The sequence below is a fragment of the Streptomyces liliiviolaceus genome (assembly GCF_018070025.1).
Taxonomy (GTDB): Bacteria; Actinomycetota; Actinomycetes; order Streptomycetales; family Streptomycetaceae; genus Streptomyces; species Streptomyces liliiviolaceus.
In genome coordinates this window covers 1,197,430-1,217,476 of record NZ_JAGPYQ010000001.1, presented here as the reverse complement: position 1 = coordinate 1,217,476, position 20,047 = coordinate 1,197,430, and the positions used below count along the sequence as shown (strand labels likewise).

Below are 20,047 nucleotides of genomic sequence, written 5' to 3'. Positions count from 1 at the left end.
CGCACGTCACGGACGGCCCCCGTCCCGCCATCTCCCCACTCACCGCAGGCAATTAGCAACGAACGGTGACCGCACGCATGCGTAATGTGATGTGCTGGGCCCACCCGCGCCCAACCGTGCCCACCCGTGCGCGGGGGCACACATGGGCGGCAAGGACGTACGAGGGAGGGAACGTCACATGGGGACCGAGCAGATCCGCCGATGGGAGTCGGGAGCGCTGGCGCACGCCGTCACGGACCCATTCGGACAGGGCCCCGTCCCCTGGCTGCGCGGCAGCGAGAACTACTTCGACGACACGGGCCACGTCGTCCCCTGGTACGTCGACCACGCCCCACCCCCCGGCGCGACCGGCCTCCACGACCGCTACCGGAGTACCGGCCCGCGCGTCCCCACCCCGCGCGCGACCGCCGGAGACCCGCGCTCGGCCGACGACGTCCACCGCCAGATCAAGGGGTTCGCCTCCACCGGCGCGGTCGCCCCCGGCGAGGCCGTCGACTTCCACATCACGGTGGACCCGCCCCAGCAGTTCGGCGTGGACATCTACCGCATCGGCCACTACGGCGGCGACGGCGCCAGCAAGATCACCACCAGCCCGCGCCTCGCCGGGATCGTCCAGCCCGCCCCGCTCACCGCGGACCGCACGGTCTCCTGCCACCACTGGTGGCTCTCCTGGCGGCTGCAGGTCCCGTCGTACTGGAGCATCGGCGCGTACGTCGCCGTCCTCACCACCGACGACGGGCACCGCTCCCACATCCCGTTCACGGTCCGCGACGACCACCCCGCCGACCTGCTGCTCGTCCTGCCGGACATCACCTGGCAGGCGTACAACCTCTACCCGGAGGACGGGCACACGGGCGCGAGTCTCTACCACGCGTGGGACGAGGACGGCCGGCTGCTCGGCGAGGCCGACGCCGCGACGACGGTCTCCTTCGACCGCCCGTACGCGGGCGCGGGCCTGCCCCTGCACGTGGGCCACGCCTACGACTTCATCCGCTGGGCCGAGCGCTACGGCTACGACCTCGCGTACGCCGACGCCCGCGACCTGCACGCCGGCCGCATCGACCCCACGCGCTACCGCGGCCTGGTCTTCCCGGGCCACGACGAGTACTGGTCGACGGCCATGCGCCGTACCGTGGACGTCGCCCGCGAGCAGGGCACCTCGCTCGTCTTCCTCTCCGCCAACACCATGTACTGGCAGGTGGATCTGGCGCCCTCCGCGTCCGGCACCCCCGACCGCCTGCTCACCTGCCTGAAACGCCGCGGACCCGGCAGACCCGCGCTGTGGCGGGAGATCGACCGCCCGGAGCAGGAGCTCCTCGGGATCCAGTACGCGGGCCGGGTCCCCGAGGCCCACCCCCTCGTCGTCCGCAACGCCGACCACTGGCTGTGGGAGGCGACCGGGGCCCACGAGGGCGACGAGCTGGAGGGCCTGGTCGCGGGCGAGGCCGACCGCTACTTCCCCCGGATCGCGCTCCCCGAGCACCAGGGCCGCATCCTCCTCTCCCACTCCCCGTACCGGGACACGGAGGGGACGATCCGCCACCAGGAGACCTCCCTGTACCGCGCGCACTCCGGTGCGCTCGTCTTCGCGGCGGGCACCTTCGCCTGGTCCCCGGCCCTGGACCGGCCGGGGCACACCGACGCCCGTATCCAGCGGGCCACGGCCAACCTCCTGGACCGCATCTGCAAACGCGACTGAGGCCGCCGCTCCAGGTTCCGCGAAGCCCCCTGGCCGAGGCCGGTCCTCCCGTGCGGGAGAATCGAGGCATTCAGTCAGAACCACGGGGAGGAACCGTGTCCGGATTCGTCGAAAAGCCCGAGCCTCTTGAGGTTCCGGGTCTGGTGCACCTGCACACCGGCAAGGTGCGCGACCTGTACCAGAACGAGGCGGGCGACCTCGTGATGGTCGCCAGCGACCGCATCTCCGCGTTCGACTGGGTGCTGCCCACGGAGATCCCCGACAAGGGCCGCGTCCTGACGCAGCTCTCGCTCTGGTGGTTCGACCAGCTCGCCGACCTGATGCCGAACCACGTGCTGGGCACCGAACCGCCGCCCGGCGCCCCCGCCGAGTGGCAGGGCCGCACCCTGGTCTGCAAGTCCCTGGAGATGGTCCCGGTCGAGTGCGTCGCCCGCGGCTACCTCACCGGCTCCGGTCTCGTCGAGTACAACGAGACCCGTACCGTCTGCGGTCTCGCGCTCCCGCACGGGCTGAGCGACGGCTCGGAGCTGCCCGCCCCGATCTTCACCCCGGCCACCAAGGCCGCCGTCGGCGAGCACGACGAGAACGTCTCGTACGAGGAGGTCGCCCGCCAGGTCGGCGCGGAGACCGCCGCCCAGCTCCGGCAGGCGACGCTCGCCGTCTACAGCCGCGGCCGGGACATCGCCCGCGAGCGGGGCATCCTCCTCGCGGACACGAAGTTCGAGTTCGGCTTCGACGGCGAGACGCTGGTCGTCGCCGACGAGGTGCTGACCCCGGACTCGTCCCGCTTCTGGCCCGCCGACGAGTGGGAGCCGGGCCGCGCGCAGCCCTCGTTCGACAAGCAGTACGTACGCGACTGGCTGACCTCCGCCGAGTCCGGCTGGGACCGCAGGAGCGAGCAGCCGCCGCCGGCCCTGCCCCAGCAGGTCGTGGACGCGACCCGCGCCAAGTACGTGGAGGCGTACGAGCGCCTGACGGGCACGCCCTGGACCTGAGCACCCCGGCGCACACGAAGGAACCCCCGGTCGATGACCGGGGGTTCCTTCGTGTGCTTCTTCAGCTGAGCGGACGACCAGGTTCGAACTGGCGACCTCAACCTTGGCAAGGTTGCGCTCTACCAACTGAGCTACGTCCGCGCCGCGCGGTGGCTTTCGCCGTGGCGCGAGAGCAACTATACCCAACCTCGCTCGCGTGCGAGACGCACCGCCGAGTGACGGTTCTCCGCTCCGAGTTTGGACACGGCCGACGACAGATAGTTCCGTACGGTCCCCTGCGACAGCGCGGCCCGCTCCGCGATCTCCGCGACGGGCGCCCCGTCGGACGCCAGCTCCAGCACCTCGGCCTCGCGCGCGGTGAGCGGCGAATCCCCGGCGGAGATCGCGTCGGCGGCCAACTCGGGGTCGACATAGCGGTTTCCCGCGTGGACGGTACGGATGATCTCGGCGAGCCGTTGCGCGCTCACGGTCTTCGGGACGAACCCGCGCACACCGGCCGCCAGCGCCCGCTTGAGGTGCCCGGGGCGCCCGTGGCTCGTCACGATCAGCACGCGGCAGGCGGGCAGTTCGGTCCGCAGCGATGTGGCCACCCTCACACCGTCAGCCCCGGGCATCTGCAGATCCAGTACGGCCACATCGGGTTCGTGCGCCCGCGCCATCGCCAGCGCCTCGGGCCCGCCGGCCGCCTCCGCCACCACCAGCAGATCGTCCTCAAGACCCAGCAGCGCGGCGAGCGCCCCCCGGATGAGGTGCTCGTCGTCGGCGAGCAGCAGCCGGATGGGTCGTACGGATGTCATGGGGTGACCTCTTCACTCACTGAGCGCGAAACGGTGTCCGACGGGGGAGCGGACGAGGAGGAGGCGGGTGGCAGGGGCACCTCGGCCACGACCCGGAAGAGGCCGCCGTCGACGGGCCCCGCCTCCAGCGTCCCGGCCACCGCGGCCAGCCGCTCCCGCAGCCCGGCGAGACCGGATCCGCTGCCGGGCGCACCGTGTCCCCCGGCCCGCTCCTGCGAAGCCCGCTCCGCCCCGTCGTTCTCGACCGTGAGGACCACGTGGTCGCGCGACGGCGCCAGCGTCACGCGGCACCGCCGGGCGTCGCCGTGCCGCAGGACGTTCGTGGTGGCCTCCCGTACGACCCAGCCGAGCGCCGACTGGACCGCCGGAGGCAGCCCGGTCGCGGACCCGGTCACCGAGCAGTCGACCCCGGCCGCGGTCAACACGCCCTGCGCGCCGGAGAGTTCGGCGCCGAGGTCGGCCTCGCGGTAGCCCCGTACGACCGCGCGGACTTCCCGCTGGGACTCGCCGGCGATCCGCTGCACCTCGATCATCTGGTCGACGGCCTCGGGGCGTTCGCGACGGGCGAGCTGCACGGCCAGCTCGCTCTTCAGGGCGATCACCGCGAGGTTGCGGCCCATCACGTCGTGCAGGTCGCGCCCGAAGCGCAGCCGTTCCTCGGCGACGGCGAGCCGGGTCCGGGTCTCGCGGGCCGCGTCCAGCTCGTACACGGCGTCGAGCAGCCAGACGGAGAAGACGGAGGTGAAGGTGAGGCCACCGCCGCCGAGCAGCACCGCGAACGCCGTTCCCAGCGCGGCGCGCCCGTCGAGGCCCAGCGCGACCGCCATGACCCCGGTGTACGCGGCGAAGCCGAACACGATCCCCAGGACGCGCAGCCGGCCGCGTATCCCGAGGGCGAGGGTGCCGGTCCCGAAGACCAGCACGCCCACGCAGAGCGGGACCGCCGCTGCCGCCGTGTCCTTGCCGCCCGGCCCGTGCTCCACCAGGCCGATCGCGAAGGTCCCCAGCAGCGCGGAGGCCGCGCCGAGCCCGACGAGCAGGCGTACGGGCTGCTCACGGGTGCCGCGCGTCCAGTCGAGCGACCTGGAGGCGGTCACCCCGCACAGCACGGCGTGGGCGCACAGCGGCAGCACCAGCCAGACGGCGAACCCGGCCCCCACCTGCCCGAAGACCGGAAGCCCGATCGCGGCGATCTCCACCACCGGGAAGAAGTGGAAGGACCAGCGGGTGTACGTCTCGACCTTCGCCAGCGTGCTCTTCCCGCGCCACCAGTGACTCGGCCTGCGCATTCCCGGACTCCCGATTCCCATCGCCGACCGTCCCCGTTCCTGGCCGCGTTCCCGTGTCCGCGCTCGCGCTCTCGCGCCGGTGCGGGTCAGCGCCTCGGTTCCCAGCGGAACCACTTGTGTACAGCAAACACCGCGAGCACGATCCAGGCCAGCGCCGTCGCGAGCGCGCCCAGGGTCTCGTACGCGGACAGGTTCCCGGCCCAGCCCCCGCGGATGAGGGTGATCACCGGGGACAGCGGCAGCAGTTCGCAGACGGCGGCGAGCCGGTCGGGCATGACCTCGAAGGGTACGACGGTGCCGGAGCCGATCATTGACACGAGCAGCAGGGGCATCGCCGCGACCTGGGCGCCCTCCACGCTCCTGCTGAAACTGGCGGTCACCGCCGCGAGCGCCGGCCACATCACGAGCCCCAGCAGCAGCCCCAGCACGGCGAGGAGAGGCGCCTCGGGCGTTCCCACGTCCATGAGGGCCGCACAGGCGAACGTCAGGACCAGGCTCTGCACCAGACCGATGAGGACCGACGGGACCGCGGCACCCATGAGGATCTCCGCGTCCCGCAGCTCTCCGGTACGCAGCCGCTTGAGCACGAGTTCCTCGCGGCGGGCCGCGTAGACGCTCACCAGCGAGCTGTAGACGGCGAAGAGCAGGGAGAAGCCGACTGCGGAGGGCAGGATGACCGAGCCGACCGAGAGACCGGACCCCTTCAGATCCATGTCCTCGACCGTCGAGCGAAGGCTGAGCGGCAGGATCAGCGGCACGAAGACGGCCGCGAAGAAGGTGGCCCTGCTGCGCGAGAGAAGGGTCAGTTCGGCCCGGGCGAGGGAGGTCATCCGTCCAACCGCGGTCACGGTCGGCGCCGGGGGTGCGGTCCTGGTCACGGTGTCCGCGCTCATGCCACGTGCTCCTTCTCGGAGTGCTGGGACTGTTCTGCCTGTCCTGCCTGTCCGGCCTGTTCCGCCTGGGCGTCCTGCTCCGAGACGTGCCGCGCGATGCGCAGGAACGCCTCCTCCAGGGACCCCGACCGGATGTCGAGCCCCCGCAGCTCGACGCCGGCCCGCTCGGCCCAGGTGAGCAGCCCGGTGGCGGCCCGCTGCAGTTCGTTCGTACGCAGCCGCAGTACGCGTCCGGAGATCTCGTGCCCGGTGATGCCGAGGGAGTCGAGCGGCGGGAGATCGCCGGGGAAGTAGCCGGTGGGCAGTTCGAAGGAGATCCGCGACGGCTGGGAGGCGGTCACCTCGGCCGGGGTGCCGGAGACCGCGATCCGTCCGGCGTGCAGGATCGCGAGCCGGTCCGCGAGTCCTTCCGCCTCCTCCAGGTAGTGCGTGGTGAGCAGCACGGTCGTGCCCTGCGCGCGCAGTTCGCGCACCAACTCCCAGGTCTCCTGGCGCCCTTCGGCGTCGAGGCCGGTCGTGGGCTCGTCCAGGAAGAGCACCTCGGGCCGTCCGAGGAGCGCGAGGGCGAGGTCCAGGCGCCGCTTCTCGCCGCCGGACAGCTGCTTCACGCGTACGCCGGCCCGGCGGGTGAGACCGACCAGGGACAGCGCCTCGCTCTCGGGGCGGGCGCCGCTCGTGCAGCCGGCCCACATCCGGACGGTCTCCGAGACGGTCAGCTCGGAGGGGAAGCCGCCCTCCTGGAGCATGAGTCCGATGCGCGGGCGGACGGCGGCACGTTCGGTGTACGGGTCGTGGCCGAGGACGCGCACCTGGCCGCCGGCCGGCCGGGCGAGGCCCTCGATGAGTTCGACGGTGGAGGTCTTGCCCGCGCCGTTGGTGCCGAGCAGTGCGAAGAGTTCGCCCCGGGCGACTTCGAAGGAGACCCCTCGGACCGCCTCGAACCCTCCCCCGTAGACGCGTCGGAGATCAGTGACCTCGATCACGGGCTCATTCGTATTCATGACTCAAGCATCTCGGCCGGCGAGGGGGATCGGCAGTGCACGCTGTCATCGCTGGACATGACAAATGTCAGACGGCGGCGAACGGATACGCGCACGAGAAGGGCCCCGGTCGGATGACCGGGGCCCTTCTGCGCTGAGCGGACGACCAGGTTCGAACTGGCGACCTCAACCTTGGCAAGGTTGCGCTCTACCAACTGAGCTACGTCCGCATTGCCTCCGACCGGCTTTCACCGATCGGCGCGAGCACCAGCCTACCTGATCGAAAGAACGACCAGACCGGCGATGCAGAGCGGGTGACAGGAATTGCACACTGCGCCTTCCCCCTGGAAGGGGGATGTTCTGCTACTGAACTACACCCGCGTGACTCCGGTGAGCCGGGCCTTTCGGCCTTGCCCCTCGGCGTGCTCCGAACTCTAGCCGATCGCCCGGGGTACAACGCAAGTCGACTACCCCCAGGCCCGAATGAACCCCGACCCACACCCCCGCACACGAGCTGCCGCACCCGGCACACTGCCCCGACCCCCACCCACCTGAGGGGCGCGAGGAACTGCGCGCTCAGCCCAAGCCGACCCGCACCCGACACGCAACCCCACCCCGCACCCACCCAAGGGGCGCGGGGAACTGCGCGACCAGCCCCCACGGGCCCGCACCCGTACAGACGGCGCACAAAGCCGGCAGGCCCCCGCAGGGGACCGCAAAGGAGTCCGACCCCCGAGCGGCCGAACTCCCCGCAGAACACCACAAGCCCCGCAAGCCCTACTGCGCAGCGGTAAAAGCCTCATACACCCGCTTGGGAATCCGCCCCCGCGCAGGCACCTCCAGCTTGTTGGACTGCGCCCACGCCCGAACAGCCGCCGGATCGGGCGCCACGGCGGTCTGCCGGTACGCCTTCCCGGACCGCGACCGCTTCCGCCCGGCCTCCACATACGGCTCCAGCGCCGCGCGCAACTGCTCGGCATTGGCCGGATTCAGGTCGATCTCGTACGACTTGCCGTCCAGACCGAAGGCGATCGTTTCCGCCGCTTCCGAGCCGTCGATGTCGTCGGAGAGAGTGACTACGACACGCTGCGCCACGAATATCGGTCCCTTCGTGCGGCACCTATCCGACGACGTGCGACGACGTGTCGAGATGCCGACTGTCCGACTGCTTTTATGGGTGATTGGGCAAAGTATCGGCTATTGCCAATTCATTTGTACAGTGCCCGGCAATCCAATGTGAAGCTCGACTAAATCTCTTGGCGTGTCCCCAGGCAATAGGGGGTCAGGTCTCGATCCGGATCTTTCCCAGGATTTTTCGTGAAGGCAGCCCGACGATAGGTTCTCGATGCGCAATCGTGATGACGGTCACGTAGATTCCTACGAATCTACCCGCGTAGAAATTTTGTACGGGTAGTCTGAAGGAACCTGCTCAGCACCACACACCGGGAGTGCCAGTGGCACGCGTCGTAGTCGACGTCATGCTCAAGCCGGAGATCCTCGACCCCCAGGGCCAGGCGGTGCAGCGTGCACTGCCGCGCCTCGGTTTCGAAGGCATCTCCGATGTCCGTCAGGGAAAGCGATTCGAACTGGAAGTGGACGGACCGGTGGACGACACCGCGCTCGCCCGCATCCATGAACTCGCCGAATCCTTCCTCGCCAACACCGTGATCGAGGACTTCACCGTCAAGGTCGAGGAAGTCGCGGAGGCCGGAAAGTGACCGCTCGTATTGGCGTCGTCACTTTCCCGGGAAGCCTCGACGACCGGGACACCCAGCGGGCGATCAAGCTCGCCGGCGCCGAACCCGTCGCTCTCTGGCACAAGGACAAGGACCTCAAGCAGGTCGACGCCGTTGTCCTGCCGGGTGGTTTCTCGTACGGCGACTATCTGCGCGCCGGTGCGATCTCGCGCTTCTCGCCGGTCATGGCGACGGTGATTGAGCAGGCGAAGTCGGGAATGCCGGTGCTCGGCATCTGCAACGGCTTCCAGATCCTCACCGAGGCCCATCTCCTTCCCGGCGGGATGCTCGGCAACGACCACCTCCACTTCATCTGCCGCGACCAGAAGTTGAAGGTGGAGAACGCGGATACCGCCTGGACCGCGGACTACGAGTCCGGCCAGGAGATCCACATCCCGCTGAAGAACATGGACGGGCGGTACGTCGCCGACGAGCGCACCCTCGACATGCTGGAGGCGGAGGGCCGCGTCGTCTTCCGCTACGTGGTCGGCGGCGCGTTCGCCGACGGTTTCGGCAACCCCAACGGCTCGCTGCGGGACATCGCCGGCATCTCGAACGAGGTGGGCAACGTCGTCGGTCTGATGCCGCACCCGGAGCACGCTGTCGAACCCCTCGTCGGGTCCGGCCGCACCGACGGCCTCCCCTTCTTCACCTCGATCCTCAAGAAGCTGGTCAACGCATGAGCCGGACGCCTCTGGACACGGTCGAGCACGCGGCCGGGACCCCCGACGTCGAGCTGCCCTGGGCCGAACTCGGCCTGAAGAAGGACGAGTACGAGCGGGTCGTGGAGATCCTCGGCCGCCGTCCGACCGGTGCCGAGCTCGCCATGTACTCGGTCATGTGGTCCGAGCACTGCAGCTACAAGTCCTCGAAGGTGCACCTCCGCCAGTTCGGCGAGAAGGCCCCCCAGTCGGACGCCCTCCTCGTCGGCATCGGCGAGAACGCCGGCGTCGTCGACGTCGGCCAGGGCTACGCCGTCACCTTCAAGGTCGAGTCGCACAACCACCCGTCGTACGTCGAGCCCTACCAGGGCGCGGCCACCGGCGTCGGCGGCATCGTGCGCGACATCATCGCGATGGGCGCGCGGCCGGTCGCGGTCGTCGACCCCCTCCGCTTCGGTGCCGCGGACCACCCCGACACCAAGCGCGTACTGCCCGGTGTCGTCGCGGGCATCGGCGGCTACGGCAACTGCCTGGGCCTGCCCAACATCGGCGGCGAGGTCGTCTTCGACGCCTGCTACCAGGGCAACCCGCTCGTCAACGCCGGTGCCATCGGCGTCATGAAGCACGAGGACATCCACCTCGCGAAGGCGTCGGGCGCGGGCAACAAGGTCATCCTGTACGGGGCCCGCACGGGCGGCGACGGCATCGGCGGCGCCTCCATCCTGGCCTCCGAGACCTTCGACGACGCCAAGCCGTCGAAGCGTCCCGCGGTCCAGGTCGGCGACCCCTTCCAGGAGAAGCTCCTCATCGAGTGCACCCTGGAGGCCTTCGCCGAGAAGCTGGTCGTCGGCATCCAGGACCTGGGCGCGGCCGGACTGTCCTGCGCCACCAGCGAGTTGGCGTCCAACGGCTCCGGCGGCATGCGGGTGACGCTGGACGACGTACCGCTGCGCGACTCCACGCTCTCGCCCGAGGAAATCCTCATGAGCGAGTCGCAGGAACGCATGTGCGCGGTCGTCGAGCCGTCGAAGGTCGACCGCTTCCTGGAGATCTGCGACAAGTGGGACGTCATCGCCACGGTGATCGGTGAGGTCACCGACGGCGACCGCCTGGAGATCTTCTGGCACGGCGGCAAGATCGTCGACGTCGACCCGCGCACGGTCGCGCACGACGGCCCGGTCTACGAGCGTCCGTACGCCCGCCCGCACTGGCAGGACGCGCTGCAGGCCGACGACGCCAACAAGCTTCCGCGGCCCGCCACTTCGGAGGAGCTGAAGAAGCAGGTCCTCCAGCTGGTCTCCTCCCCGAACCAGGCCTCCAAGTCCTGGATCACCTCCCAGTACGACCACTTCGTGCAGGGCAACACGGTGCTGGCGCAGCCCGAGGACTCGGGCATGATCCGCATCGACGAGGAGTCCGGGCTCGGGGTGGCCATCGCCACGGACGGCAACGGCCGGTTCGCGAAGCTGGACCCGTACACGGGTGCGCAGCTCGCCCTCGCCGAGGCGTACCGGAACGTCGCGACGACCGGTGCCAAGCCGCTCGCCGTCTCCGACTGCCTGAACTTCGGTTCGCCCGAGGACCCGGCCGTCATGTGGCAGTTCGCGGAGGCCATCCGCGGACTGGCCGACGGGTGCCTGCAGTTGGGCACGCCGGTGACCGGGGGCAACGTCTCGCTCTACAACCAGACGGGCGAGGCGGCGATCCACCCGACCCCGGTGGTCGCGGTCCTGGGCGTCATCGACGACGTGGCCCGGCGTACGCCGGTCGGCTACCGGGAAGAGGGCCAGCTCCTCTACCTGCTCGGCGACACCCGTGAGGAGTTCGGCGGGTCGGCCTGGTCGCAGGTCGTCCACGACCACCTCGGCGGGCTGCCTCCGGCCGTGGACCTGGAGCGGGAACGCCTCCTCGGCGAGATCCTCATCTCCGCGTCCCGCGACGGCATGATCGACTCGGCGCACGACCTGTCCGACGGCGGTCTGATCCAGGCCGTGGTCGAGTCGGCGCTGCTCGGTGACAAGGGTGCGAGGCTCGTCGTGCCCGACGGGCTGGACGCGTTCACGTTCCTGTTCTCCGAGTCCGCGGGCCGTGCCGTCGTCGCTATCCCGCGGTCGGAGGAACTGCGGTTCACCGACATGTGCGGGGCGCGGGGCCTGCCGGCCGTGCGGATCGGTGTGGTCGACGGGGACGCGGTCGAGATCCAGGGCGAGTTCGCTCTGCCGCTCTCGGACCTGCGCGAAGCCCACACGAACACGATCCCCGCGCTGTTCGCGTAGCGCGCAGCGCGAAGCCCGGCCCCGCCAAGGTTCTCGGCGGGGCCGGGCTTCGTCTTGCGCCCGGCGGGGGTTGCCCGCGCAGCGAACGACCGCCTCGCCGAAGCCGCGTTTCGTCCTCCGCCCGGCGGGGGCGGGCGGCGCAGTTCCCCGCGCCCCTGAAGGCGAACGGCTCGGCGAAGCGTTGTACCTGCGGCCCGGTGGGGGTTGCTCGCGCAGTTCCCCGCGCCCCTGAAGGCCGAGGGGCTTGGTGAAGTGTTGTGTCTGCGGGTCGGTGGGGGTTGGCCGCGCAGTTCCCCGCGCCCCTGAGGGGCGCCGGTGGCCGCGGCTCAACCACGCGACCCCGGTCACCTCCTCCGCCTTGAGGGGCGCGGGGAACTGCGCGCTCGGCCCTCGCGGTGCCGCAGACGGAGCAATCCCGGTCACCCCCTCTGCCTTTAGGGGCGCGGGGAACTGCGCGGCCAGCCCCCACGGCGCCGCAGACGAGAGTCCACCCCGCCCATAAACTCCCCCCATGCCCCCGGCCAGAAAACGCCAGCGCGCCTACGACCCCGTGAAGACTCGCGCCGCGGTCCTCGCCCAGTTCGGGAACGTGCGGGCCGCCGTGCGCACCCTCACTCCCGGCCGGCTCGCCGCATCCACCCGCCTCGGCGACTGGACCGTACGGGAGCTGGCCGCGCATCTGGCCATGGCCCTGGAGGCCGTGAACCGGGGCCTGGACGGGCCGGAGCCCACCACCCCCGCCCTCACCCTCCTCGACTGGCCGTCCGCCACGGCCCCCCGCGCGGCCGAGGTCGACGACGACGTACGCGCGCTCGCCGCCGCCGAACCCGACCTCGACGCGCTGTACGACCGCACGGAAGCCCGCTTCACCGAGCGCCTGCCCGAAGCCAGGGACGGCCGCCTGCTCACCACCCGCGTGGGAGCGATGACCCTGGCCGACCACCTCGTGACCCGCACGGTCGAGCTGGTCGTCCACACCGACGACCTCAACGCGGCGGTCCCGGACCTCGACATCCCGTACGACCGCCACGCCCTCGCCACCTGCACCCGCCTGCTCGCCGACACGCTCGCCGCGAAGGCGCCCGGCGCCTCCACGGAGGTGCGCGTACCGCCGTACGCCGTCGTGCAGTGCGTGGAGGGCCCGCGCCACACCCGCGGCACCCCGCCCAACGTCGTGGAGACGGACCCGCTCACCTGGATCCGCCTCGCGACCGGGCGTACGCGCTGGAAGACCGCCCTCGACGACGCGAAGGTCAGCGCGAGCGGAGAACGCGCCGACCTGGGCGCACTGCTCCCCCTGATGAGCTGAGCCGGACGGCCGAACCGGGCTCACCCGTTGCGCGCCCGTTACCCCGTGAGGGAACCAAGCACCCCACCCGCCCCGTCAAAGCGGCATGCACACGCAGCGACGCAACCTCAGCGCCCTCAGCCCGCGGGTCGGCCTCAGCGCCCTGGCGGTCACCGGACTCCTCGCCACGGCCGCCTGCGGCACGCAGAGCGGCGGCGGCGACAGCGGCGGCAAGGATCCCGGCGCCAGTTCCGTCGGGACCCGGCAGGACACCGGACTCACCGGCACGCAGTGGAACGTCGACAGCGTGACGGCGAAGGGGAAGACGCAGGACGCCCCGGCCGGCGCGCACGTCGAGTTCGGCAAGGACGGCAAGGTGGGCGGCAACTACGGCTGCAACCACTTCGGCGCCACCGCCGAGATCGAGGGCGACACGATCACGATCGGCGACGACACCGTCAAGACCGAGATGGCCTGCACGGCCGACGGCACGATGGGCTTCGAGTCGAAACTCGGCGAGGCCATGTCCGACAGCACGATCAAGGCCGACGTCAACGGCGACAAGCTGACGCTCACCACTGAGGACGGCTACACCGTGAAGCTCACCGCCGCGAAGCAGGCCGACCTCTACGGCACCAAGTGGAACGTCACCGGCACGGTGAAGGCCGACGCGAAGGGCGACACCAAGGGCGACACCAAGGGCGGCTCCGCCGTGGCCCTCGCCTCCGAGGCCGAGGGCAAGGTCCATCTCACCTTCGACGAGAAGGGCACGGTCGCCGGCCAGCTCGGCTGCAACAAGGTGACCGCGAAGGCCACGGTCGGCGACGGCACTATCACTCTGGGCGCCCCGGGCACCACCCGGAAGATGTGCTCCGACTCACTCATGGACACCGAAAGGTCCCTGCTGGCGCTCTTCGGCGGCACCGTGAAGTACACCGTGAAGGGCAGCAACCTCACTCTGACCAGCGAAAACGGCGCGGGCCTGGAAGCCGTCGCCGCGAAGTGATCCCCGGCGGGCGGCGTCTCACGGCGCCGCCCGGGGCCTTCCCCAATTCGGACCAGTGGTCGATCTCGCCTACACTCGGTGGCGTGCCACGTGGTGACGGTCGACTCAGTCATGATCTGCTCCCCGGCGAGAAAGGACCCCAGGACGCTTGCGGCGTCTTCGGAGTCTGGGCTCCCGGTGAAGAGGTCGCCAAGCTCACTTACTTCGGGCTCTACGCCCTCCAGCATCGAGGCCAGGAATCCGCGGGAATCGCGGTGAGCAATGGCTCTCAGATCCTCGTCTTCAAGGACATGGGGCTCGTTTCCCAGGTCTTCGACGAGGCCTCCCTCGGTTCCCTGCTCGGTCATATCGCGGTCGGTCACGCCCGCTACTCGACCACCGGGGCCTCCACCTGGGAGAACGCCCAGCCGACGTTCCGTGCCACCGGGCACGGCTCGATCGCGCTCGGCCACAACGGCAACCTCGTCAACACGGCGGAGCTCGCCGAGATGGTCGCCGACCTCCCCAAGCAGGAGGGCCGCACCCCGCGTGTGGCGGCGACCAACGACACCGACCTGCTGACGGCCCTGCTGGCCGCCCAGGTCGACGACGACGGCAAGCCGCTGACCATCGAAGAGGCCTCCGCGAAGGTCCTCCCGCAGGTCAAGGGCGCCTTCTCGCTCGTCTTCATGGACGAGCACACCCTCTACGCCGCCCGTGACCCGCAGGGCATCCGCCCGCTGGTCCTCGGCCGCCTTGAGCGCGGCTGGGTCGTCGCCTCCGAGTCCGCCGCCCTCGACATCTGCGGCGCGGCCTACGTCCGGGAGATCGAGCCGGGCGAGTTCGTCGCCATCGACGAGAACGGACTGCGAACCTCCCGATTCGCGGAAGCGAAGCCCAAGGGCTGTGTCTTCGAGTACGTGTACCTGGCGCGTCCGGACACCGACATCGCCGGCCGGAACGTGTACCTCAGCCGCGTCGAGATGGGCCGCCGTCTCGCCAAGGAATCTCCGGTCGAGGCCGATCTGGTCATAGCGACTCCGGAATCGGGCACGCCCGCCGCGATCGGTTACGCGGAGGCCTCCGGCATCCCGTTCGGTGCCGGTCTCGTGAAGAACGCGTACGTCGGCCGGACCTTCATCCAGCCTTCACAGACCATCCGCCAGCTGGGCATCAGACTGAAGCTGAATCCGCTCAAGGAAGTCATCAAGGGCAAGCGCCTGGTCGTCGTCGACGACTCGATCGTGCGCGGCAACACCCAGCGCGCCCTGGTCCGGATGCTCCGAGAGGCGGGCGCGGCCGAGATCCACATCCGGATCTCCTCGCCGCCCGTGAAGTGGCCCTGCTTCTTCGGCATCGACTTCGCGACCCGCGCGGAGCTGATCGCCAACGGCATGTCCATCGAGGAGATCGGCACGTCCCTGGGCGCCGACTCCCTCTCGTACATCTCCATCGACGGCATGATCGAGGCCACCACCATCGACAAGCCGAACCTCTGCCGTGCCTGCTTCGACGGCGAGTACCCGATGGACCTCCCGGACCCCGAGCTGCTCGGCAAGCAGCTCCTGGAGACCGAGCTGGCCGCGGGCCCCGCGTCTGCCGCGGCCGACGCGATCCGTCGTCCGTAAGACCTCGCAGCAACATCGCAGCGACACCGCTGTACGACACGAAAGTTCTCACCGTCATGTCTGAGACAACTGGTGCCAGCTACGCAGCCGCGGGCGTCGACATCGAAGCGGGCGACCGCGCCGTCGAACTGATGAAGGAGTGGGTGAAGAAGACGCAGCGCCCCGAGGTCCTCGGCGGCCTCGGCGGCTTCGCCGGCCTCTTCGACGCCTCCGCCCTCAAGCGGTACGAGCGCCCGCTGCTCGCCTCCGCCACGGACGGCGTCGGCACGAAGGTCGACCTCGCCCGCCAGCTCGGCGTGTACGACACCATCGGCCACGACCTGGTCGCGATGGTCATGGACGACATCGTGGTGTGCGGCGCCGAGCCGCTCTTCATGACCGACTACATCTGCGTGGGCAAGGTCCACCCGGAGCGCGTCGCGGCCATCGTGAAGGGCATCGCGGAGGGCTGTGTCCTCGCGGGCTGCGCCCTGGTCGGCGGCGAGACGGCCGAACACCCCGGTCTGCTGGGCCCGGACGACTTCGACGTCGCCGGCGCCGGTACGGGTGTCGTGGAGGCCGACCGGCTGCTCGGCGCGGATCGTATCCGTACGGGTGACGCGGTGATCGCCATGGCGTCCTCCGGCCTTCACTCGAACGGGTACTCACTCGTCCGGCACGTCCTGTTCGACCGCGGGAACCTCAAGCTCGACCAGCACGTCGAGGACTTCGGCCGCACCCTCGGCGAGGAGCTCCTGGAGCCCACCAAGATCTACTCGCTGGACTGTCTGGCGCTGACCCGCACGACCGACGTGCACGCCTACTCGCACATCACGGGCGGCGGCCTCGCGGCCAACCTCGCCCGGGTGATCCCGGACGGCCTGCACGCGACCGTCGACCGTTCCACCTGGACCCCGGCCCCGGTCTTCGACCTCGTCGGCACCACCGGCCGGGTCGAGCGCCTGGAGCTCGAAAAGACGCTGAACATGGGCGTGGGCATGATCGCGATCGTCCCCCAGGACTCCGCGGACGCCGCCCTCACGACCCTGGCGGACCGAGGAGTGGAGGCCTGGGTGGCAGGCGAGATCACGGACAGGGGCACCCACGAGACGGGCGCGGAACTGACCGGCGACTACGCGGCCAGGTAGCCATGAAAGGGGCGCCCACAAGGGCGCCCCGTCAGGGGCGCGGGGCTGTGACATGTGCGGCTCCGCCGCGGGGCGCGACCAGCCCCCACCGGCCCGCAGCCAGCCAGCTACCGCAGTACACCCAGCCATCAGCGGACGCGCCATGCACAAAACCCGGTCCGGCAATCAACCCCGGACCGGGTGAAGCGCAGCTAGAACGACGAGCGCAGCTGGTACGTCAAGCCCCGCGGCGTTGCGACGCAGGACCGGACTCATCGTCCTCGTCCTCGTCGTCGTTGTAGAGATCCGCGTACTGGGAGTACGGGTCGTCTTCCTCGTCGTCGTCCTCGAACGGCTCGCCATTCGGCGGCTGTTGCGAAGTCGAAGCGCCCAGCTCATTGGCCAGACGCGACAGATCGGTCCCGCCGCTGCTGTACTTCAGCTGGCGGGCGACCTTCGTCTGCTTGGCCTTTGCCCGGCCGCGCCCCATGGCTCGACCCCCTCGGATACGGGGCTCGACGGCCCCAGAGTCTTGACACGCGTTCATGATCTGGAACGGGCTCTCCGTGGAGAGACCGGTCCGTAGGGCTTCCACGGTACCTGAGCCCACGCCCATACGGTACGTCGCCCGCAGCAAGCTCGTGTGCACAGGACCTGCGAGGTGCCCTGTCCTCGCTGGTCAACCGCGATTTTAACCTCTTCTCGGCGAGCGACCCGCCGACGAACGTGAGAGTTCTCTCCAACACCCGCCGACGGGACCCCGCAGGGCCGTGGGCACAGCCTTCCGAACGGCTGCCGAACGGCCTGGGAACATCAGGGGCGGCGGGCCTCCGCCATGCGGTGCTCGGCGATCCGGTCGGCCGCGGCAGCCGGCGGAATCCCGTCCTCCTTCGCACGAGCGAATATGGCCAGCGTGGTGTCGAAGATCTTCGCGGCCTTCTCCTTGCACCGGTCGAAGTCGAAGCCGTGGAGCTCGTCGGCGACCTGGATGACCCCGCCCGCGTTCACCACGTAGTCCGGCGCGTAGAGGATCCCGCGGTCGGAGAGGTCCTTCTCCACACCCGGGTGCTCCAGCTGGTTGTTGGCCGCGCCGCAGACGATCTTGGCGGTGAGCACCGGCACGGAGTCGTCGTTCAGGGCGCCGCCGAGCGCGCAGGGGGCGTAGATGTCGAGCCCCTCGGTCCGGATCAGCCGCTCGGTGTCCGGGGCGATCCGCACGGAGGGGTGCTTGTCGGCGATGCGGCCGACGGAGTCCTGGCGCACGTCCGCGATCACGACCTGGGCGCCGTCCTCCAGCAGGTGTTCCACCAGGTGGCGGCCGACCTTGCCGACGCCCGCGACACCGACCGTGCGGCCGCGCAGCGACGGGTCGCCCCACAGGTGCTGGGCGGAGGCCCGCATGCCCTGGAAGACCCCGAAGGCCGTCAGGACGGACGAGTCGCCCGCGCCGCCGTTCTCGGGGGAGCGCCCGGTGGTCCAGCGGCACTCGCGGGCCACGACGTCCATGTCGGCCACGTAGGTGCCGACGTCGCAGGCGGTCACGTACCGCCCGCCCAGCGAGGCGACGAAGCGGCCGTACGCGAGGAGCAGGTCCTCGGTCTTGATCTGCTCGGGGTCACCGATGATCACGGCCTTGCCGCCGCCGTGGTCGAGCCCGGCCATGGCGTTCTTGTAGGACATCCCGCGGGCGAGGTTCAGCGCGTCGGCGACGGCCGCGGCCTCGCTCTCGTACGGGTAGAAGCGGGTGCCGCCGAGGGACGGGCCCAGGGCGGTGGAGTGGATGGCGATGACGGCCTTGAGGCCGGTGGCGCGGTCCTGACAGAGCACGACCTGCTCATGCCCGCCCTGATCCGACCGGAACAGGGTGTGCAGTACGTCGTCAGGGCTGCCGGTTACGTCGGTCACTGTGGTGACTCCCAGGTAAGTAGCGGCGGGTCGGGGCGGCCCTCGTACGGGTGGCGGGGGTCCGTGTGGCACGAGATTAGAGCCTGTACGGGACCGCCATCGGCCCAGTGGTCAGGATCACCCCCGCCCGGAGTACGGTCGCGGACGGGCGTGGGACGATTTGCAGGGGTTTCCCGCGTGCCCGCGTACCCGGTGCGCGGTTTTCCACCGGGTCGGCTGGGGAGGGAGCAAGCGTGCCCAAGGTGTCCTCGTTGATCGTCCCGTACGCGTCCTATCTCCGGGTCTACGAACCGCTCGCGGCCTTCCCGGAACCGGAGCGCGGCCACTGGTACCGCTACGCGCGCCGGCCCGAGCGTCCCTCGTACCAGGACGAACTGCGCCGGTCGCTGGCCGACTTGCTGCCCGTGCCGCCGATGGCGGTGCCGGTGCAGGAGAGCGGCGACGCGTTCGTCGCGGAGGTGGACGGCGTGCTGTGCGTGTGCCCCTGGCGGACCCGGCTGCGCGGCTGGGAGGCCCTGGGCGACCTGGCGGAGGAACTGCCCGCCCTCGTCCTGGACGCGGCGCTGCCGGAGCTCGTACGGCGTCAGGCGACCCAGGACTACGAGCGCTGGCTGACCCGCAACCCCGACGCCCGGCCCTGGATCCGCACCTCGACCTGGCAGGTCCCGCTGCACTGGTTCGTGCTCGTCTCGGACGAGGAGCGCGAGTACGACAAGGGCGCCGGGTCCGGGGGCGGTTCACGGGCCGAGAAGGACGCGCCGGTGCTCCGCTACCGCACGCCGATGGTGCAGGCGCGGCGGCGGGTGGCGCGGGCCCTGCGGACGCTGCGGGACACCCTCGACGAGGGGCCGCTCATCGACGGCCTGGTGGACGTGGGGCGTTGGCTGGAGGAATTCCATCCGCGCTCGCTGGTGGAGCTGGACTACGGCGGCCTCGTGCACGTGCTGCCGGCGGGGGAGCTGGACGGCGACCATTCCGCCGCCGACGTCGCCGAGGGCATCGAGGCGTTGCGCACGGGCGACGGGCCCGGCGCGGGGGAGGCATACGGTCGGCTCGTGGAACGGTGGCGTTCGGTCCGGGACCGGCGCTCGGCGAACTGAGGGGCGCGCGGAGGCCCTTGGTGCGCCGGTTCCTGTGCGTCACGGAGCCTGACAGGACGTAAGTCCCGATCCGGGTCGTACGGGGTAAGCGTGATGGACGGCACTAACACGGACCTTGCGCCCAACGGCCCTCCTCATGCCAAAATAGGACAAGGAGTCCGGGGAGGACTCTCTCTGCCCACGTTTGGGTGGAATCTCGGCATTGCGCTGCAGGGGGGTCCCGTGACTCCTGATCGTCCTGTGACTGATCGTCACAGTGGCGTGACTGTCCGCTATGGCATGGTCCATCGGCTTCCGTCGCTGATGAACACCTGGGAGGGCAATTCCATCGGTTTGGCCGACGTGGCTGGACGGATGGTGTAGTTGTAGTGCCGAGGACAAGCCGTTCGTCCTATAACCGACTCGACCCGCATCCGCCATTTCGGGCAACGCGGGTCAAGGTGCAGAATTTAGAGGAAAGAACCGAGAACGATCGGTTCTCCCGAGGAGGCCGCTCATGACCGCTCGCACCCCTGATGCCGAGCCGCTGCTGACCCCGGCTGAGGTCGCCACGATGTTCCGCGTGGACCCTAAGACGGTCACGCGGTGGGCGAAGGCCGGCAAGCTCACGTCGATCCGCACGCTGGGTGGGCATCGCCGTTACCGCGAAGCAGAGGTACGTGCTCTGCTCGCGGGCATCCCGCAGCAGCGCAGCGAAGCCTGAACAAC

The 20,047-nt window shown here is 70.2% G+C and carries 18 protein-coding genes and 3 tRNA genes; 11 read left to right on the top strand and 10 right to left on the bottom strand.

Features of this window, described 5'->3' with window-relative positions:
- Positions 1 to 178 precede the first annotated feature (178 nt).
- Positions 179 to 1,699, top strand: a complete 1,521-nt coding sequence (locus J8N05_RS05315) for a N,N-dimethylformamidase beta subunit family domain-containing protein (protein ID WP_210881305.1) — start codon at positions 179 to 181, stop codon at positions 1,697 to 1,699.
- 95 nt (positions 1,700 to 1,794) lie between these two features.
- The gene (locus tag J8N05_RS05310) at positions 1,795 to 2,694 is read left to right on the top strand and encodes a phosphoribosylaminoimidazolesuccinocarboxamide synthase (RefSeq protein WP_210881304.1); all 900 of its coding nucleotides are present in this window, start codon (positions 1,795 to 1,797) and stop codon (positions 2,692 to 2,694) included.
- Positions 2,695 to 2,762: 68 nt separating this feature from the next.
- Here the strand turns inward: J8N05_RS05310 and J8N05_RS05305 are convergent.
- The 8 genes from J8N05_RS05305 to J8N05_RS05270 form a co-directional block, all read right to left on the bottom strand.
- Positions 2,763 to 2,835, bottom strand: a tRNA-Gly gene (locus tag J8N05_RS05305).
- 35 nt (positions 2,836 to 2,870) lie between these two features.
- Positions 2,871 to 3,491: a response regulator transcription factor gene (locus J8N05_RS05300; protein WP_210881303.1), complete on the bottom strand. Its 621-nt coding sequence runs from the start codon at positions 3,489 to 3,491 to the stop codon at positions 2,871 to 2,873.
- On the bottom strand, positions 3,488 to 4,780 hold the full coding sequence (locus J8N05_RS05295) for a histidine kinase (protein ID WP_210881302.1): 1,293 nt from the start codon (positions 4,778 to 4,780) through the stop codon (positions 3,488 to 3,490). Before J8N05_RS05295 ends, J8N05_RS05300 begins: the two co-directional genes overlap by 4 nt.
- A gap of 86 nt (positions 4,781 to 4,866) precedes the next feature.
- Positions 4,867 to 5,673: an ABC transporter permease gene (locus J8N05_RS05290; protein WP_210881301.1), complete on the bottom strand. Its 807-nt coding sequence runs from the start codon at positions 5,671 to 5,673 to the stop codon at positions 4,867 to 4,869.
- Positions 5,670 to 6,674, bottom strand: coding sequence for an ABC transporter ATP-binding protein (locus tag J8N05_RS05285; protein ID WP_210881300.1), 1,005 nt, complete (start codon positions 6,672 to 6,674; stop codon positions 5,670 to 5,672). The genes J8N05_RS05290 and J8N05_RS05285 overlap by 4 nt, the downstream gene beginning before the upstream one ends.
- Before the next feature lie 136 nt (positions 6,675 to 6,810).
- A tRNA-Gly gene (locus tag J8N05_RS05280) sits at positions 6,811 to 6,883 on the bottom strand.
- Positions 6,884 to 6,962: 79 nt separating this feature from the next.
- Positions 6,963 to 7,034 (bottom strand) — tRNA-Gly (locus J8N05_RS05275).
- 396 nt (positions 7,035 to 7,430) lie between these two features.
- Positions 7,431 to 7,748: a histone-like nucleoid-structuring protein Lsr2 gene (locus tag J8N05_RS05270; protein ID WP_107020558.1), complete on the bottom strand. Its 318-nt coding sequence runs from the start codon at positions 7,746 to 7,748 to the stop codon at positions 7,431 to 7,433.
- Between the two features lie 359 nt (positions 7,749 to 8,107).
- On the opposite strand from J8N05_RS05270, the gene purS reads away from it, so the two are divergent.
- The 7 genes from purS to purM all read left to right on the top strand — a co-directional run bounded on the left by purS (position 8,108) and on the right by purM (position 16,355).
- Positions 8,108 to 8,371 (top strand): phosphoribosylformylglycinamidine synthase subunit PurS, encoded by a 264-nt coding sequence (gene purS, locus J8N05_RS05265; RefSeq protein ID WP_055518089.1) that lies wholly within the window; start codon positions 8,108 to 8,110, stop codon positions 8,369 to 8,371.
- The gene (gene purQ / locus J8N05_RS05260; RefSeq protein ID WP_210881299.1) at positions 8,368 to 9,072 is read left to right on the top strand and encodes a phosphoribosylformylglycinamidine synthase subunit PurQ; all 705 of its coding nucleotides are present in this window, start codon (positions 8,368 to 8,370) and stop codon (positions 9,070 to 9,072) included. Before purS ends, purQ begins: the two co-directional genes overlap by 4 nt.
- A complete protein-coding gene (gene purL, locus J8N05_RS05255; protein WP_210881298.1) occupies positions 9,069 to 11,327 on the top strand; it encodes a phosphoribosylformylglycinamidine synthase subunit PurL in 2,259 nt (752 codons plus the stop codon). The genes purQ and purL overlap by 4 nt, the downstream gene beginning before the upstream one ends.
- 511 nt (positions 11,328 to 11,838) lie before the next feature.
- Positions 11,839 to 12,636: a maleylpyruvate isomerase family mycothiol-dependent enzyme gene (locus J8N05_RS05250; RefSeq protein WP_210881297.1), complete on the top strand. Its 798-nt coding sequence runs from the start codon at positions 11,839 to 11,841 to the stop codon at positions 12,634 to 12,636.
- 85 nt (positions 12,637 to 12,721) lie between these two features.
- Positions 12,722 to 13,621, top strand: coding sequence for an META domain-containing protein (locus J8N05_RS05245; protein WP_210881296.1), 900 nt, complete (start codon positions 12,722 to 12,724; stop codon positions 13,619 to 13,621).
- 83 nt (positions 13,622 to 13,704) lie between these two features.
- Positions 13,705 to 15,228 (top strand): amidophosphoribosyltransferase, encoded by a 1,524-nt coding sequence (gene purF, locus J8N05_RS05240; protein WP_210881295.1) that lies wholly within the window; start codon positions 13,705 to 13,707, stop codon positions 15,226 to 15,228.
- Positions 15,229 to 15,284: 56 nt separating this feature from the next.
- Positions 15,285 to 16,355 (top strand): phosphoribosylformylglycinamidine cyclo-ligase, encoded by a 1,071-nt coding sequence (gene purM / locus J8N05_RS05235; RefSeq protein WP_210881294.1) that lies wholly within the window; start codon positions 15,285 to 15,287, stop codon positions 16,353 to 16,355.
- Between the two features lie 217 nt (positions 16,356 to 16,572).
- Here purM and J8N05_RS05230 read toward each other — a convergent pair whose 3' ends face one another.
- On the bottom strand, positions 16,573 to 16,824 hold the full coding sequence (locus J8N05_RS05230; RefSeq protein WP_107020614.1) for a DUF3073 domain-containing protein: 252 nt from the start codon (positions 16,822 to 16,824) through the stop codon (positions 16,573 to 16,575).
- 323 nt (positions 16,825 to 17,147) lie between these two features.
- On the bottom strand, positions 17,148 to 18,239 hold the full coding sequence (locus J8N05_RS05225; protein WP_210881293.1) for a Leu/Phe/Val dehydrogenase: 1,092 nt from the start codon (positions 18,237 to 18,239) through the stop codon (positions 17,148 to 17,150).
- Positions 18,240 to 18,472: 233 nt separating this feature from the next.
- On the opposite strand from J8N05_RS05225, the gene J8N05_RS05220 reads away from it, so the two are divergent.
- Complete coding sequence (locus J8N05_RS05220) at positions 18,473 to 19,339, top strand: hypothetical protein (protein WP_210881292.1); 867 nt, start codon at positions 18,473 to 18,475, stop codon at positions 19,337 to 19,339.
- A 496-nt stretch (positions 19,340 to 19,835) separates the two neighbouring features.
- Positions 19,836 to 20,042: a developmental transcriptional regulator BldC gene (gene bldC, locus J8N05_RS05215; RefSeq protein WP_003949541.1), complete on the top strand. Its 207-nt coding sequence runs from the start codon at positions 19,836 to 19,838 to the stop codon at positions 20,040 to 20,042.
- Positions 20,043 to 20,047: the final 5 nt, after the last annotated feature.

Excerpts from the sequence above, each read along its gene's own strand:
- J8N05_RS05315 (WP_210881305.1), top strand. The coding sequence starts at position 179 with ATGGGGACCGAGCAGATCCGCCGATGGGAGTCGGGAGCGCTGGCGCAC.
- J8N05_RS05300 (WP_210881303.1), bottom strand. The coding sequence starts at position 3,491 with ATGACATCCGTACGACCCATCCGGCTGCTGCTCGCCGACGACGAGCAC.
- J8N05_RS05295 (WP_210881302.1), bottom strand. The coding sequence starts at position 4,780 with ATGCGCAGGCCGAGTCACTGGTGGCGCGGGAAGAGCACGCTGGCGAAG.
- J8N05_RS05290 (WP_210881301.1), bottom strand. The coding sequence starts at position 5,673 with ATGAGCGCGGACACCGTGACCAGGACCGCACCCCCGGCGCCGACCGTG.
- J8N05_RS05285 (WP_210881300.1), bottom strand. The coding sequence starts at position 6,674 with ATGAATACGAATGAGCCCGTGATCGAGGTCACTGATCTCCGACGCGTC.
- purL (WP_210881298.1), top strand. The coding sequence starts at position 9,069 with ATGAGCCGGACGCCTCTGGACACGGTCGAGCACGCGGCCGGGACCCCC.
- J8N05_RS05250 (WP_210881297.1), top strand. The coding sequence starts at position 11,839 with ATGCCCCCGGCCAGAAAACGCCAGCGCGCCTACGACCCCGTGAAGACT.
- J8N05_RS05245 (WP_210881296.1), top strand. The coding sequence starts at position 12,722 with ATGCACACGCAGCGACGCAACCTCAGCGCCCTCAGCCCGCGGGTCGGC.
- purM (WP_210881294.1), top strand. The coding sequence starts at position 15,285 with ATGTCTGAGACAACTGGTGCCAGCTACGCAGCCGCGGGCGTCGACATC.
- J8N05_RS05230 (WP_107020614.1), bottom strand. The coding sequence starts at position 16,824 with ATGGGGCGCGGCCGGGCAAAGGCCAAGCAGACGAAGGTCGCCCGCCAG.
- bldC (WP_003949541.1), top strand. The coding sequence starts at position 19,836 with ATGACCGCTCGCACCCCTGATGCCGAGCCGCTGCTGACCCCGGCTGAG.